A 15,186-nucleotide genomic window follows, 5' to 3' on the forward strand; every position below is an offset into this window, starting at 1 on the left:
AACCAGCCCGGGGCCGGGGTCACGGGTCTGGCCGGCCTGCGCGGTCTGGGCCGGTCCGGGCTGCCCGCGCCGGTGCCGGGGGCGGGCAGCCCGAACCGGGGTCGGTCAGCGCGCCAGCAACTGGTGCGCCGCCCGGATCTGGGTCCACGACTTCGGCTGGGCCGGGGCGGTCGTGGTGCGGGTGGCGGCGGCCGGAGCCGGCCGGCCGGGGGTGAACAGCCAGGTGGTGAAGACCGGGTCCAGGTCGAGGCCGGAGATCTGCTCGGCGAGGGCCTGGAAATCGGCGATGGTGCCGTTGCCGTACCGGTGGGCGGCGGTCCAGGCGGGCAGGATGCGGAAGAACGCGTCGTCGCCGACGGCCAGCCGGAGCTGGTGCAGCGCCATCGCGCCCCGGTCGTAGACCGCGCCGTCGAACACCGCGCCGGCACCCGGGTTGCCGGGCAGCACCTGCCAGAACGGGTCGTCGGCCGGGTAGTCGGCGTAGGTGAAGTCGAACAGTTCCTGCGCGGTGCCCTCACCCTGCGCCTCCGACCAGAGCCACTCGGCGTACGAGGCGAAGCCCTCGTTCAGCCAGATGTTGCTCCAGTTCGCCACCGAGACCGAGTCGCCGAACCACTGGTGGGCGTTCTCGTGCACCACCACGTACGGGTTGCTGCCGCGTCGCCAGAAGCCGGGCCCGTACACCGGGCGGGTCTGCGTCTCCAGGGCGAAGCCGAGACTGTCGAGCGGCGCGGCCACGCCCCCCTGCGCCTCGAACGGGTACGGCCCGAAGATGCCGCTGGCCCAGTCGACGATCTCGGCGGTGCGTTCGATGCTGGCCCGGGCGGCCGGCTTCCGGTCGCCCAGGGTGGTGCTGTAGGCGTTGATCACCGGCTGCCCGTTCGGGGCGGTGTCGGTGACGATGTCGTACTGGCCGATCGCCAGGAACGCCAGGTAGGTGGCGCCGGGCTTGGTGCTGCGCCAACCCCACCGCATCCGGTTGCCGGCCTCGGCCAGCGGGGGTCGGGGCTGCACGCCGTTGCTGATCACCTCGACGCCGTCGGGCACCGACACCGAGATGTCCCAGGTGGCCTTGTCCAGCGGGTGGTCGTTGGAGGGGAACCACCACCAGGCCGACTCGGGCTCGTTGACGGCGAGCGCGCCGTCGACGGTGCGGGTCCACCCGGAGTAACCGTTCACCAGGGTCTCCGACGGCACACCGGCGTAGGTGACCACGACGGTCATCGCCTGACCGGTGGTGAGGCCGCGCGGCGCGGTCACCACCAGCTCGTGGTCGCCCTCCCGGTCGAACCGGGCGGTCCACCCGTTGACCCGCACCGACTCCACGTCGAGCAGGAAGTCGAGGTTGAACCGGGAGAGGTCCTGGGTGGCGGTGGCCAGGATGGTGGTGGTGCCGCTGAGCCGGTCGGTGGCCGGCTCGTAGCGCAGCCGGACGTCGTAGTGCTCGACGTCGTAGCCGCCGTTGCCGTAGTCGGGGAAGTAGGGGTCGCCGAGGCCGGGGCTGCCGGGTTTCGGGGCGGCCGAGACCGCGACCGACCGGCTCTTGCCCGGTCGGGCGTCGGCCTGGCCGGGGGCACCGGTCACCAGGGTGCCGGCGGTGGTGACGGTCAGGGCGGCGATGGCCGCCGTGAAAACACGTCGCACGGGGTGGACTCCCTCCATCGGGGTGTTCGCACCGACAACCTAATCGACGACGGTGGAAACGTGCGCCCCGGATGGTGGGGATCGACTGTTCTCATCCTGTCGATGTTTCGCTAGCATTACCGACTAGTAACAACGCCTCACCCCCCTGGCCACGCGCGCGGTCCAGAGGCTTCCCCCGTTGCTGCCCCTGGAGGATCCGTCATGCCCCACCGCGCCCTGCCGCGCCGCGCTCTGGCCCGGGCCGTCACCGCCCTGGCCGCCGTCCTCGCCACCGTCACCGGTGTCCTGCTCGTCCCGACCGCCGCCCAGGCCGCCACCGTCCACTACGTCGCGTTGGGCGACTCGTACTCCTCCGGTGTCGGCGCCGGGCCGTACGACCTGTCCACCTGCCTGCGCAGCCAGAAGTCGTACGCCCCGCTGTGGGCCGCCGCCAACGCGGTGACCAGTTTCGCCTTCCCCGCCTGCGGCGGCGCGGTCACCGCCGACGTGATCAACAAGCAGGTCGGCTCGCTGAGCGCCACCACCACCCTGGTCACCATCACCATCGGCGGCAACGACGCCGGCTTCGCCGACGTCATCACCAGCTGCCGGTTCGGCAGCACGGCGACCTGCACCGCCGCCGTGGACAAGGCCAAGAGCTTCGCCACCGCGACGCTGCCCGGCCGGCTCGACGCCACCTACGCCGCGATCCGTGACCGGGCCCCGAACGCCCGGCTGGTGGTGCTCGGCTACCCCCGGCTGTTCGAGACCGGCTCCTGCGGGGTGCTGGCGATGAGCAGCTACAAGCGGACCATCCTCAACGAGGCCGCCGACGTGCTCGCCACGGTCACCGCCGCCCGGGCCGCCGCGGCCGGGGCCACCTTCGCCGACGCCCGCCCGTTCTTCACCGGGCACGGCGTCTGCGCCGCCACCCCGTGGATCCGCGACGTCAGCGGCGTCATCGAGGCGTACCACCCGAACGCCGACGGCTACCGGTACGGCTACCTGCCGACGCTGACCGCCGCGCTGCGCTGACCGGCCCGGCCGGGTGACCGGCAGCAGCCCACCGGACACCCTCGGTTGCCTCCGTCGTCGACAATGGGAGCCCTTCCTGGTTCCCTGTCGGCGGCGGAGGTGCCCGTATGCGTGAACCGGTGACCCCGCCGCTGCCCCGGCCACCCACCGTGGACGGCCCCCCGGTCGGCGGCACCGAACTGCTCGCCCTGCTCACCCGGCTGCTGCGCCGCCCGCGTCGGGGCGACCGACGGCTGCCGGTGCTCTGGCTGGTCCGGGCCGCCACCGGTGGCGACCCGGCGGCCCTGTTGCGCCGCTTCGTCGGGCGGGGCGCGGGGCGTCGGGTCCCGCACGCCGTGCTCGACCTGGCCGCCCGCCCCGACCTCGTCGACGTCCCGGCGGTGCTGCGGGAACTGCACCGGCAGTTGTCGCTGGAGGCGTTCGGGACGGCCCGGCTGCGGTTCCGCCACCACCCGCTGGCCGACTGGCTGATGCAGCAGACCCTCGACGTGGGCGTCGACGCCGCCGACAGCGGACGGGCCACCCTGGTCCGCCGGCTGCGCGACTGGCGGGGCCGCCGTCCCGTCGAGGAGCCGCAGGTCAGTGGGGAGTCGGGGGTCGGCACGGCGCTGCAGGTGCTGCTCTGGCTGCTGCGCCGGGCGGTGCCCAGCGCGGTGTTCCGGATCGCCGTCTCCGGCCGGGTGCCCGGTGTCGGCGGCCACTACCGGTGGTTCATGCGGCAGCAGTACCTGGCCCCCCGCCAGTCGGTGACCTTCCTCGGGTTCGCCGAACGGCTCACCGCCGGCTGGCGCGACGGCGAACAACCCGCCCAGGTGGACAAGCTGCTGCTGCACGCGTTCCTGGAGGACCTGCGGCAGGCGTACCGGCGACGGGTGTGGCGGCCCGGGGACTGGCGGCGCACCGCGTACCCGGTGCTGCTGCTCGACGGCGTGGAGGTCGACGGCGTCGGGCACACCCTGGTCCGGCTGCTCACCGACGTGCGCAACGAGACCGGCCGCAACGACCCGCTGCTGGTGGTGGCCCTGGCCACCGCGCCGCCGCCGGAACTGCCCGGCACCCGACCGCTGCGCGAGGCGGACGACGCCTACGACGAGTGGGCCGAGGCGTTGCCCGAGACCCGGCGGCTGCGCCGCTCCGCCGCCTGGCTGGTGGCGCTGCGCCCCGACGACGAGGACGCCACCCCGCCACCGGGGGTCGTCCCGCCCGCGCTGGTCGCCCCGGACCCGCCGTGGTGGGCACGGCGGTTCCTGCCGGCGGCGGTGGCGGTGGTCCTGCTGGCCGGGATGCTCGTGTGGGCGGACAGCCGGTGGACACTGGACTGCCATCCGACGCCGACCGGTCAGGTGCGGGTGCAGGTGCTCGCCGGGGAGTGCGTCGGCTACAGCGACACCGCCGCGCAGGTGTTCAACAGCGAACCCGGCCAGGAACGGCTGCGCGCGGTGCAGCGGCGGATCTTCGCGCAGAACCGGGCCGCCGAGGAGGTGTGGCGGCGCAGCGACCAGCGCCGGCCCTACCTCACCCTGGTCTACCTGGGCACCCTCACCGGCAACCGGACCCGGATCGACGAGGAGTCCTATGTCTCCGAACGCGAGGAACTGGAGGGCCTGGCCACCGCCCAGTACGCCCTGCTCAAGGAGTCCGCGGCGGCCGACGGGGCGGCCCTGCTGCACGTGGTGGTCGCCAACGGGGGCCGGCAGATGCGCCACGCCGGGCCGGCGGTGGCCATGCTGGAACGGTTGGCCCACGACGACCCGACCGTGCTCGGGGTGGTCGGGCTGGTGGAGAGCCGCACCAGCACCGCCGCGGCGTTGCGGGAACTCAACCGGGTCGGCCTGCCGGTGCTCGCCCCCACCCTGTCGGCCGACCGGATGGACGGGAACTCCAGCCTCTACCTGCAGATCTCCGCGCCGAACTCGGCGCAGGCCGCGATGATCGAGACGTACGCCCGCCAGGTGCTGCGGGTGACCGAGGCGCACGCCTACTTCACCACCGGCGAGGGCAGCTCGCTCACCGAGGATCTCTACGTCGGCACGCTGGTCGACGGGCTGCGCCAGCGGTTCGGCAGCCGGCTCACCCGGCTCGACGAGTGGAGTACCGGGCGTCGGTTGACCGCCGAGTGCGGCTACCGGGGGGTGCTGGTGTTCGCCGGGCGCTGGTCGGAGTTCGACGGGTTCCTGCGGGCGTTGAAGGAGTGCGGCAACGATCCGCCCCGGCACCTCGTCGCCGACGACTCGGTCAACCGCTACATGGCCAACCCGGGGCTGCGGGCCAGCGCCCCGGGCAACCTGCCGGTGACGTACGTGTCGAAGGCTGCGCTGGCCACCTGCGCCGCGCTACGGGCCGCTCAGGCCGCCCGGGACGACGTCCGGGGCAGCTTCCTGACCTGGGTCGGCGCCGACGACCTGCTCGACCCGCCGCGCTGCCGCGACGGTGCCGGCGCGCCCGTCGGTGAGCGGGTCAGCCTCGCCTACGACGCGGCGATGATGATGGTGCGGGCGCTGGAGAGCCTCGCCGCCCGGCTGCGCCACGCCGACACCGGCCGGCGCTGGGAGCCCCGCTCGGTCAACCCGGTCGGCGTGCACGCCGAGGTGCTGCGGCAGAACGCCGCCGCCGGCTACCCGGGGGTCGCCGGGGTGATCCGGTACGCCCCCGACTCGGGCGAGCCGGTCGCCAAGCGACTGGCGTTGCTGCGAGTGGCCCGGGTGCCGGACGTGGCCGCCGAGCCGGTCGAGGTGTTCCACTGTGGGGCGGCCGACAGCGGACCGGACCCGGGCTGCCGACCCGCCTGACCCGTGGGCGGGTCGTGCGTCCCGACCCGCCGGGGCGCTAGGGTTCCCTCGATTCGTCCGCACGTGGGTGGGGAGCAGTGGGTGGGCAGGCTCGCATCGGCGTACGGGCAGGCGGTCGCCGCGCACCGGCAGGCCCGGCAGCGGTGGTCGGTGGCCCGTGCCCTGCTGGACCGGCTGGCCGGGCAGCCCGTCCCGGAGCGCACCGCCGACCTGGTCGCCCGGCTGGCCCGGCTGGCCGACGCGCTGGCCGCGCCGCCGCCCGGCAGCACCGACCGGACCGACCCGACCGCCCCCGCCGGCCCGCCCCCCGGCCCCACCGCCGGGGCACCCGGTGGCCCGCCGCCGGGGCACGTCGTCGTGTCGCCGGGCGGCCCGGCCCGTGGTCACCGGGCGACGCCCTCCGGCGACGAACCGGCGGCGGTGCGCATCGGCGAGGCGTCCACGGCGGACGGCCGGTTTCCGCTGCTGCTGCCGCTGGGCGCCGGCCGGCACCTGGCGGTCGACGGCGACGCCCGCGATCCCCGGGTGGCGGTGCTGCTGCGGGTGCTGGTGCTGCGGCTGCTCACCACGGCCGCCCCGGGCAGCGTGCGGGTGGTCGGCATCGACCCGGCCGCCTGGGGGGCCACCTTCATCCCGCTGCGTCCGCTGCGCGACGCCGGGGTGCTCGGTGGGGTCGCCACCACCGAGGCCGAGATCGGCGCGCTGCTGGACGCCGCCGAGGCGCACGCCCGCGCGGGGGAGGCCGAACTGCTGCTGGTGGTGGCCGCCTCCGCGCCCGGCCCGCGCGAACTGGCCCGGCTCGCCGCGCTCACCCACGCCGGGCCGTCCGCCGGGGTGTGCGTACTGTTCGCCGGGCGCGCGGTGACCACGCCCGGCCAGGCCCCACCCGTGCTGGGCGGCACCACCGAGGTACGTCTCGACGAACGGTACGCCCGGGTCGGCGACCCGCCGGGGTACCCGTTCAGCGCCGACGGCACCGGCCTGCCCGTGCCGGTGCTGCTCGACGGTGACCCGCCCGTCGGGGCCGTCCAGGCGCTGGCCGACCGGCTGGGCGCGCAGGTGCGCCGGGACACCGCCCTGCACCTGGCCGACCTGCTGCCCGAGCGACGCTGGACCGGCTCCGCCCGGGGCGGTCTGTCGACGGTGGTCGGCCGCTGCGGGCGTACCCCGGTCAGTCTTGCCTTCGACGACGCGACGCCGCACTGGCTGGTCGGTGGCCGCACCGGCGCGGGCAAGACGGTCTTCCTGCTCGACGTGCTCTACGGCCTGGCGGCCCGCTACTCCCCGGCCGAGCTGCACCTGTGGCTGCTCGACTTCAAGGAGGGGGTGAGCTTCACCGAGTTCGTCCCCACCGATCGGGACCCGTCGTTCCTGCCGCACGCGCGGGCCGTCGGCGTCGAGTCCGACCGGGAGTACGGCCTGGCCGTGCTCCGTGAACTGCGCCGGGAGCTGGGCCGGCGGGCCGGGCTGTTCAAGCGGCACGGGGTGAGCAAACTCGCCGACCTGCCGGACACCGAACCGGTGCCCCGCACGGTCGCCGTGATCGACGAGTTCCACGTGCTGTTCGCCGGCAACGACCGGCTGGCCCGGGAGGCCGTCGACCTGCTGGAGGAGTTGGCCCGCAAGGGCCGCTCGTACGGTGTGCACCTGGTGCTGGCCAGCCAGAGCACCAGCGGCGTGGAAGCCCTGTACGGCCGGGCCGAGTCGTTGTTCGGGCAGTTCGCGTTGCGGGTGGCGCTGCCCGGCGGTGAGGCGGTGCTCGGCCCCCGGGCGACCGTCGCCGGCCCGACCCGGATCGGCACGGCGCTGGTCAACACCGCCGCCGGGGCCGCCGGCGCGGACATCCTGCTGCGGTTCCCCGACGCGCACGCCGACACCCGCCAGCTCGCCCGGCTGCGCTACGAGCTGTGGGACGCCCGCCCCGACGACACCGGCCCGCCCGAGGTCTTCCGGGGGTACGCCACCGCCCATCTGGAGGACGAGCCGTCCCCTGCCGCCACCCGCCGCCCGGCGGTGCTGGTGGGCCGGACGGTCGACGTGGTCGGCAGCACCGCGCGGTTCGACCTGGACGCCTCCCCGGGCCGGCACCTGGCCGTGGTGGGCACCTCGACCACCGGCGCGCACGTGCTGCGGGCCGCCGCGCTGAGCCTGGCCGGGCAGCACCGGCCCGGGGAGGCCGAGTTCGTGCTGGCCGCGCTGGTGGCCACCGCCGACGAACTGGCCGACGACACGGCCGCCGGGCTGAAGGCCGCCGGGCACCCGGTGACCCAGGTCGACGCGGCCGGGCTGCGGGCCCGCATCGCCGGGCTGGCCGCCGACCCCGGGGAGCGCGGCCGGACGTACCTGGTGGTCTTCGGGGTGGACGCGGCCCACGCGGTGCTGGCCGCCGCCGACCCCGACACCTACCGCACCGGCCACGACGACCTGCGGGCGCTGCTGCGGGCGGGGCCGGGGCACGGGGTGCACCTGCTCGGCTGGTGGCGGGGCCTGCGCCGGCTCGCCGACGACCTCGGCGGCAGCCAGAACCGCGACGACGTGGCCTGCCTGGTGGCGCTGAACGTGCCCGCCGACGATCTCGGGCTGCACCTCGGGGTGACCGACCTGGTGTGGACCCCCCGCCCCAACCGGGCCCTGCTCGTCGACCGGCACGTCCCGCGCACCGCGCTGATCGTGCCGTTCGTCCGCCCCGGGTACCACCCCGACGAGGAGCACTGAGTGGCCGGCTACGACGAGTACGCGGCGGCGGTCCGGCAGCTCTCCGCCCGGATCAGGGAGGGGGAGCGGGGTGCCGTCGCCGAGGCGGAACGCCGCCGTACCCTGCACGCCGGGGTGACCCAGCTCGGTCAGCGGCTGGCCGCCCAGGAACAGCGTCTCGCCCAGCTCGCCGCAGCCGCCGGCCTACCTGCCGTGGCCGACCCGGCCCTCGGCCCGCCCGCCGTGCCCGAGCTGGCTCCCGGCCCGGGGGCCTTGCCGGGGTCGGTCACGGGTCCCGGGCCGGGGGCCTTGCCGGGGTCGGTCACGGGTCCCGGGCCGGGAGCCGCGCCGGGGTCGGTCACGGGTCCCGGCGGGTCCGGGGTGGACGGCGATCCGGCGGTGGTGCTGGCGGAGACCGGGCGGCTGGTCGACGAGGTCGACCGGCTGGGCCAGCAGGCCGAGGCCCTGGCCCAGCGGCCCGCTCTGCTGCCCACCTGGTCGCCGACCGCCCGCGCGGTCGCCGTCTACGCCGGCTGCGCCGCCGTCGGGGCGCTGATCATGCTGGTGCTGGTGGTCGCCAACGGCATCGGCGTGGTCGACGGCGTCACACTGGGCGCGCTGACCTGCGCCGGGCTGCCGCTGATCTCCTTCGTGGCCGGTTGGCTGGTCCTCGGCCGGTGGGGGCGGCCGGCCCTGGCCACCACCGACCCGCCCCGCTACGCCCCGCTCGGCTTCTTCATCTGCGCCCTGCTGGTGCCCCTCGCGTACTGCGTCACCCTGGTCCTGTTCCGCCTCGTCCGCTGACCGTGATCGACCCGCATGATCGACCCGTTCGCATGATCGACTCATGTGGGCCGATGATGCGGGGTCCGGCCCGTTCCAATGCCGCTACGTCGGCCCACATGAGGCGGACGCGGGGTGGCTGCGTCCGGGCCGCGTCGTGAGCGGAGCCGGGCGCACCCAAGCAGGGGATACCAACGGCGTGATCGACGTATGTCTGCGCCGGTTGCCCGGCTGACCCGGTCCGACACCGCGCCGGCGGCCCCGACCACCCGGGGGCCGCTGGCGCCCCGGACCGCGCCGTCGTCGCCCGACCCCTTTGCCGCACCCTCTATCGTGGACGGCGCACCACGCGGTGTTGCCAGTGACCGTCCGATCCGGGTGGTGTCGATGGGGTGTCAGCGTGATTGATGGCGGTCGGCGCGAGAAGCTCCTCCGGGAGTTGTCGATATCGCTGGTCAGTGGGCTGATCCTCGCCATCGCGGGGAAGGCGTACGCGTCGTGGGCGGCCACCGCGTGGGCCAGGTCGGCCTGGCTGGTGCTGCCGGCGGTCGTCGCGGCCGCGGGGACCGCGTTCGCCGTCACCCGCTACCGCCATCACGCCGGCCGGCGACAGGTGTTCCTCCTGGTTTCGGCATTCGTGCAGAAACACTGGGTCGCCGAGTTGGTGGAGAACCTGGTCCGGTCGCTGGACCGGCACGGTATCGACCTCGTCCTCAAGATCCCGCCGTACGACTACGGCGGGCACGGCCAGCTACAGCAGCTCGCTGAACTCAAGCGGAACTCCCGGGCCTTCCTCGGTGGCTTCGTCATGGCCGCCGACAGCGCGGCCAACCGGATCGAGTTCGAACGGTTCTGCCGGAGCCTGCGCATCCCGATCGTGTTCATCGACTCGTCGCCGTTCGAGCACGTGCGCGACTTCCCGCCGAACGCCGCCTTCGTCGGGTGCGAGGATGCCGAGATCGGCACCCGGTCGGCCGAGTCGGTGGCCCGGATTCTGAAGGACCGGGGTGTGCCGTCCCCGAACGTGCTGGTGGTCGGCAGCAACGAGCACTCCGGCCGACAGGACGCCTTCGCCGCCCGGCTCCGGGCAGAGGTGGCGACCGCCGAGATCACCATCAACGGCCAGGGCCGGTTCGATCGCGGGCGGGCCGCCGGGATAGTCGGCCAGACGTTGCAGGAGGCCCACCGCAGAGGCACCGCCGTGGACGTCGTGTTCTGCACCAACGACGAGATGGCTCTCGGTGCCGTGGACGCGGTGCAGAAGCGGGCCGCCGCTGGCGAAAGCGTCGGGGATCCGGTCATCGTCGGGGTGGACGGCACCCGTGAGGCGATCGCGACGATCGACGCGGGCGGCACCCGGTTCCGGTCGACCGTCGTCCAGGAGTCCGGCCGGGTGGCCGAGGTAGCGGTGAGCAACCTGCTCAGGCTCCGGGAACACGAGCCACTTGACGTCAGGACGTACATCCCGACGATGATCTATCCGCTCGGCGACGCCTCCACGGCGGTGTCCGGCCCGAGGGGTGCCAGGCAGAGCGACGCGTCCTGAGCGGCGTACCGACCGGACAGGGTGGAGGAGATGCTGTGATGGGGATGACCGTGCCGGGTGGGCGCGACGGTGGCGAGCTGGACGGGTTCCACGTCGGGTGGGTGCCGGCCGCGACGGGCGACATGGTGTCGGATTTCGCGTCCGAGTGGGAGGACGTCACCTTCGCAAGCCGGGTCTGGGAACGGGCGGTCGAGACCGGCTACCAGGTCGACCTGCGGGTGCACGTGCTACGCGGGGACCGGCTGGCCAACCTGGCGGAGCTGCGCGACTACCTGGCCGAATACCACGAACGCGATCCCGCCGACTGGCCGCTGACCGGGTTCGACCACGCTCAGGGGAGCGGATTCGTCGGTGGCGGTGAGGCGTTCTGGCTGGTGGGGCCGGGTCTGGCGGTCGACGTACTGGTGGATGTGGAGCGGTTCGGCGCGGACGCCGCACGTGCCGTCGCCGAATCGGTCGTCACCGCCGGCTGAGGGGCGAGCGTGGCGGTGGCCCTCCGGGTACGGTCACCAACGCACCCTGGCGGCCGGCCGGTGCGCGGTAGCCGTCACCTGCCGTCTTCCAGTACCAGCTCGCCGCCCTTCCGAAGTCGTCGTGCTCAGCAGGAGCCGGAGGTCCCCACCATGGCCGAAAAGACCTATCAGGTCATCGTGCGCGGTAGGTTCGCGCCACTCGGCGACGTGCAGCGGGCAGCGCTGCTCGCCAGGGCGGATGAGCACGAGGTGTTCGGAGCGAAGTTCACCGAAGAGGGCACGGTGACCTACGAGCGGTCCCTGCTCGCGTTCACCTTCCGCTGCCTGATCCCGGCCACAGAGGACGACGGGGAAGCGGTCGTGATCGGTCGGGCGGAAGCGATGGCCGCAGCCGCCGTCGCCGAACTCGGTGCCGACCACCGTGACCTCCGGTCGGTGGCGACCGACCTCGACGACATCAAGATCCGCCGCCGGGCACGCCCGTAAGGGGCGCTCCCGTCACCGGCAAGCGTTGGCCTTGGCGCTGATCCAATCCACCCTTCTTCGGGGAGAGTTGTTGTCGTCCTGGGCGCAACAGATCTCCACGAACATGGCCTTTCTATCGATGCGGGTGCCGGCGAAGCTGACTCACGAGCAGAATGCCGACCGCCGGGTGTGGCATGGGTGCGCATCTCACGCGTCGGCCGAGGCAAACTCTCTACATTCATGATTCGCGCTACGGCCTCGCTGGGCACGGTCAGCACGTGTCGTCGTGACGTCCTCGCCCGCGACGCCGCCGCGCTCGTGGTACGCAGGTCTGTGGACCGGTTCGGGGCTTCGCAGCGCTCCAGCGGGGCGGCCGGTTACTCCGGGGTGTCGTCCTCGGTGGGGCGCGGGGGCCGGTGCTTCGTGATCCACTCTTCGACGTCCACGGCCAGCCACACCTTCATGCCGCGCAGCTCCTGGTGGGGGCGCGGGAAGGTGGGATGCCGGGTGAGCTGCTGGAACCGCTGCCGCGAGACACCCATCCGCTGGGCGATCTCGTACGGACCCATCAGCAGCACCGGGTCGCGACTCATGTCGCCGAGCGTAGTTACTCGCTGACTTTCCGATCGGCTATTGCCAACTGACCAAACCTCCACCGGGGACCGTGTCGGTATGTCACGACGAGTGTCCTACCACGAGTATCTGCTCGCCACGGCGATGACGTTGGCGCGGCGGCACCGGCCGGCGTGGTCGTGGCGGCGGTGGCGGTTCGTCTGCCGGTGCGGCAGCGAACTGCCCTGCCGCCACCGGCACCGCATCCCGGTCAACCAGCTCCACTGGCCGAGCCAGGACGAGCCGCGATGATCGAGCTACGGGCCGGGGTGCTGGTCCAGGTGACGCGGAAGGCGAGCCCGCAGTTCGTCAGGCCGATCCTGTTCCGCCTGATCCGGGTCCGCACCGAGTGGATCACTTACGACGGGTGGGCCTGGCTCGACGGCTACCAGATCGACGCCAGGGGCGACGCGGTGGCCCGCCGGTCGATCTACGTCCAGCCCGGCGAACTCCTGCCGCCCGAGCCCGCCCCGCAAGCCACTCCGACCCGCCGGCCCGTCCCCGCCTCCCGTGCCGCCACCTCCCGGCGCGCCCCGTCGACCCGACCGCCCCGCCCGTAGTGACTCGGAGCCGATGACCGAGGCGATCATCCCTCCGCGTCGGGGAGAGATTCGTTCACCTCGGTTCCGCCAGCCGCACGGTGCAACTCGTCCAGGGTGCGTCGGGCTGCTTGACGGCGTTTCTCGAACGCTGCCGGATCCGCCGCCGTGAGTTCGTCGAAATAGCGGACACCTTCGGCGGTCAAAGCAATGACCTCTTCGGTCACGCTGCCGACCATGAGCCCGACGTATCCGACGTTCCACAGTGACATCGCGAGTTTGGGCAGATGAGCGTCGCGGTTGGTGGTGGTGAGTTCTTGGTAGAGGTTGACGGCTTCGTGGCTGGTGGTGAGGGCTTCGGTGTGTTGTCCGGCTTCGGTGAGTCGGCCCGCGTGGTTGTAGAGCGTCATGGCGAGGCCGGGGAGGTGGGTGTCGCGGTTGGTGGTGGTGAGTTCTTGGTAGAGGTTGACGGCTTCGTGGCTGGTGGTGAGGGCTTCGGTGTGTTGTCCGGCTTCAGCGAGTCGGATTGCGTGGTTGTTGAGCGTCATGGCGAGGTCGGGGAGGTGGGTGTCGCGGTTGGTGGTGGTGAGTTCTTGGTAGAGGTTGACGGCTTCGTGGCTGGTGGTGAGGGCTTCGGTGTGTTGTCCGGCTTCAGCGAGTCGGTTCGCGTGGTTGTTGAGCGTCATGGCGAGGTCGGGGAGGTGGGTGTCGCGGTTGGTGGTGGTGAGTTCTTGGTAGAGGTTGACGGCTTCGTGGCTGGTGGTGAGGGCTTCGGTGTGTTGTCCGGCTTCAGCGAGTCGGTTCGCGTGGTTGTTGAGGGATGCGGCGAGGTTGGGAAGGTAGGCGTCGCGGTTGGTGGTCGAGAGTTCTTGGTAGAGGTTGACGGCTTCCTGGCCGTTGATCAGTGCTTCGCTTCGTCGCCCGATTTCGGCGAGTCGTATTGCGTGCTCGTCCATCCATAGCGCCCGAACGTGGGGCGGAGTGTCCGGGGCGAAGCCGGCGACGATGCGGGTCGTCAGCGCCAGCGCCAATCGCCCCAACTCGATCGACGGATACGGCACGCGAGCGGCGACCGGTCGCGCCCACTCCAGCTCGATGTCCGCGTCCGCCAGCAGCCGCACCGCGCCCGGCGTGAACACCCCCGGGAACTGCACCCCGACCTGGACCACCGCCTCGACCATCCGGGGCACGTCCACCGCCAACGCCACCTCGATCAGCGCCACCGCGTCGGTCTGGTGGGTGCGTGCTCGGCCGAGCACCGTCAACGCCCGTACCGCCTGCGCCACCGTCAGGCCGGTGAACACCCGCGCCCGGTCGGCCGCCGGGTAGTCCCGCAGCACCCGCACCGCCAGTGCCTCCGCCAGCAGGTCGGGCTGCACCACGCCGAGCCCGGTGCCGTCGGCGGTGGGGTACAGGTCGGCCAGCCACGCCGCGTACCGGGCCACCCGCTCCGGCTCGGCGGCCACCAGCGCGGGCACCCGCCGGACCAGGCCGGCGACCTCGTCCGGGGCGTCCGCGCCGAGCAGCGCGGCGACCCCGGCGACCTGCCGCAGCAGCGCGTCCGACGCCGGGTCGTCGGCGGCCAGCAGGCCCGCCCGGCGGGCCGCCGACCGCCAGTAGCGGGCCTCGTGCCCCAGCACCTCGGTCAGCACGTCGTACCGGCCGTGCCGGGGCTTGCCGTCCAGGACGGTCAGCAGCGCCTCGGCGTGCAGGCGCAGCACCGGCGTGTCGGCCGGGCGGTCCCGCGCCTCGACCGCCGGCACCGGCAGCCCCAGGTGGGCGGCGAAGTCCCGGGCCGCGAGGGCGACGATCTCGTCGGGTTCGCTCTCCTCGATCCGGGCCGGCAGCTCCACCACCTGCGACCGGCCGGTCAGCGCGTCGAGCAGTTGCGCCTGCTGCGGGTACGCCGCCGACAGCGTCTCCCACCACAGCCCGGCACCCCGGGCGATGAGCAGCACCCGCACCCCGGCGGCCCGCTGCGCCGCGCAGACCAACGCCGCCACGCCGGCCCGGTCCCGCGTCTCGGCGTAGTCGACCACCACCAGCAACCGCGACGGTACGCCGCCCGAGGTGATCAGGGCGGCCGTCTGCTCCTCCGCCCCGGCGTGGATCCACTCGCACCGCCAACCGGGCAGCCGGCCGGCGAACTCCCGGGCCAACCGGGTCTTGCCCACCCCGCCCGCGCCGGTCAGCAGGCGTACCGTCACCGCGTCGGGGTCGGTCGCCCAGGATTCCAGTTGGCGCAGCACCCAGCCGCGACCGATGAAGTCGACCACCGCCTGTCCGGGGTGCAGCAGCCAGGCCACCGACGCCGGCAGCTCGGCCGACGTCACCCCGTGTAGCGCGTCCTCCTGTCGCCGCCGGGCCTCCCGCTTCGCCGCCAGTCGGTCGGCCACCGTCGGCCCGAAGCCCCCGACCACCCCGGCGGCGGCAGCGGAGACGACCGTCCAGCCGGTCTTGTCGTCGGCGACCGCCGCCCAGGCGCCGAACCCGGCGACCACGCTCGGGATGCCCGCCCACCACGCATGCCGCCGCCAGGCACCCCGATTCATGCGCGACACCCTACCGAGGGTCACCAACAGGACACGAAACGATCTTCACGGATGTCGGGGCGGACGCGTCGCTCG

12 protein-coding genes are annotated in these 15,186 nt (G+C 73.5%); 9 read left to right on the forward strand and 3 right to left on the reverse strand.

All coding sequences use genetic code 11. The annotated features are described in order from the left end of the window. Positions 1 to 105: 105 nt before the first annotated feature. A complete protein-coding gene (locus tag ACN265_RS07760; protein ID WP_421406547.1) occupies positions 106 to 1,644 on the reverse strand; it encodes a M1 family metallopeptidase in 1,539 nt (512 codons plus the stop codon). Between the two features lie 216 nt (positions 1,645 to 1,860). Here ACN265_RS07760 and ACN265_RS07765 point away from each other — a divergent pair, with 216 nt between their 5' ends. From ACN265_RS07765 to ACN265_RS07795, 7 genes are all read left to right on the forward strand, one after another. Further along, positions 1,861 to 2,658 (forward strand): SGNH/GDSL hydrolase family protein, encoded by a 798-nt coding sequence (locus tag ACN265_RS07765; RefSeq protein WP_420119774.1) that lies wholly within the window; start codon positions 1,861 to 1,863, stop codon positions 2,656 to 2,658. A 107-nt stretch (positions 2,659 to 2,765) separates the two neighbouring features. After that, a complete protein-coding gene (locus ACN265_RS07770) occupies positions 2,766 to 5,447 on the forward strand; it encodes a hypothetical protein (protein WP_421406548.1) in 2,682 nt (893 codons plus the stop codon). An 81-nt stretch (positions 5,448 to 5,528) separates the two neighbouring features. Next, positions 5,529 to 8,162, forward strand: a complete 2,634-nt coding sequence (locus ACN265_RS07775) for an FtsK/SpoIIIE domain-containing protein (protein ID WP_421406549.1) — start codon at positions 5,529 to 5,531, stop codon at positions 8,160 to 8,162. Continuing rightward, on the forward strand, positions 8,163 to 8,945 hold the full coding sequence (locus ACN265_RS07780) for a hypothetical protein (RefSeq protein ID WP_421406550.1): 783 nt from the start codon (positions 8,163 to 8,165) through the stop codon (positions 8,943 to 8,945). Between the two features lie 379 nt (positions 8,946 to 9,324). Further along, on the forward strand, positions 9,325 to 10,470 hold the full coding sequence (locus tag ACN265_RS07785; RefSeq protein ID WP_420116524.1) for a substrate-binding domain-containing protein: 1,146 nt from the start codon (positions 9,325 to 9,327) through the stop codon (positions 10,468 to 10,470). Between the two features lie 38 nt (positions 10,471 to 10,508). Further along, on the forward strand, positions 10,509 to 10,943 hold the full coding sequence (locus tag ACN265_RS07790; RefSeq protein WP_421406551.1) for a hypothetical protein: 435 nt from the start codon (positions 10,509 to 10,511) through the stop codon (positions 10,941 to 10,943). Positions 10,944 to 11,093: 150 nt separating this feature from the next. Further along, the gene (locus ACN265_RS07795) at positions 11,094 to 11,429 is read left to right on the forward strand and encodes a DUF6204 family protein (protein ID WP_357931257.1); all 336 of its coding nucleotides are present in this window, start codon (positions 11,094 to 11,096) and stop codon (positions 11,427 to 11,429) included. A 356-nt stretch (positions 11,430 to 11,785) separates the two neighbouring features. Here ACN265_RS07795 and ACN265_RS07800 read toward each other — a convergent pair whose 3' ends face one another. Continuing rightward, complete coding sequence (locus tag ACN265_RS07800) at positions 11,786 to 12,001, reverse strand: helix-turn-helix transcriptional regulator (RefSeq protein ID WP_421406552.1); 216 nt, start codon at positions 11,999 to 12,001, stop codon at positions 11,786 to 11,788. 79 nt (positions 12,002 to 12,080) lie between these two features. Here ACN265_RS07800 and ACN265_RS07805 point away from each other — a divergent pair, with 79 nt between their 5' ends. Further along, complete coding sequence (locus ACN265_RS07805; protein ID WP_421406553.1) at positions 12,081 to 12,272, forward strand: hypothetical protein; 192 nt, start codon at positions 12,081 to 12,083, stop codon at positions 12,270 to 12,272. Then, positions 12,269 to 12,580, forward strand: a complete 312-nt coding sequence (locus ACN265_RS07810; RefSeq protein WP_421406554.1) for a hypothetical protein — start codon at positions 12,269 to 12,271, stop codon at positions 12,578 to 12,580. The genes ACN265_RS07805 and ACN265_RS07810 overlap by 4 nt, the downstream gene beginning before the upstream one ends. A 26-nt stretch (positions 12,581 to 12,606) precedes the next feature. Here ACN265_RS07810 and ACN265_RS07815 read toward each other — a convergent pair whose 3' ends face one another. Further along, positions 12,607 to 15,111, reverse strand: a complete 2,505-nt coding sequence (locus tag ACN265_RS07815; protein WP_421406555.1) for a hypothetical protein — start codon at positions 15,109 to 15,111, stop codon at positions 12,607 to 12,609. Positions 15,112 to 15,186: the final 75 nt, after the last annotated feature.

Source organism: Micromonospora sp. WMMD730 (assembly GCF_049178955.1).
Classification (GTDB): Bacteria; Actinomycetota; Actinomycetes; order Mycobacteriales; family Micromonosporaceae; genus Micromonospora; species Micromonospora wenchangensis.

What these genes read in the sequence shown, in the direction of transcription:
- ACN265_RS07795 (WP_357931257.1), top strand. Translation starts at nt 11,094, where the DNA reads ATGGCCGAAAAGACCTATCAGGTCATCGTGCGCGGTAGGTTCGCGCCA.
- ACN265_RS07790 (WP_421406551.1), top strand. Translation starts at nt 10,509, where the DNA reads ATGGGGATGACCGTGCCGGGTGGGCGCGACGGTGGCGAGCTGGACGGG.
- ACN265_RS07815 (WP_421406555.1), bottom strand. Translation starts at nt 15,111, where the DNA reads ATGAATCGGGGTGCCTGGCGGCGGCATGCGTGGTGGGCGGGCATCCCG.
- ACN265_RS07770 (WP_421406548.1), top strand. Translation starts at nt 2,766, where the DNA reads ATGCGTGAACCGGTGACCCCGCCGCTGCCCCGGCCACCCACCGTGGAC.
- ACN265_RS07805 (WP_421406553.1), top strand. Translation starts at nt 12,081, where the DNA reads ATGTCACGACGAGTGTCCTACCACGAGTATCTGCTCGCCACGGCGATG.
- ACN265_RS07800 (WP_421406552.1), bottom strand. Translation starts at nt 12,001, where the DNA reads ATGAGTCGCGACCCGGTGCTGCTGATGGGTCCGTACGAGATCGCCCAG.
- ACN265_RS07810 (WP_421406554.1), top strand. Translation starts at nt 12,269, where the DNA reads ATGATCGAGCTACGGGCCGGGGTGCTGGTCCAGGTGACGCGGAAGGCG.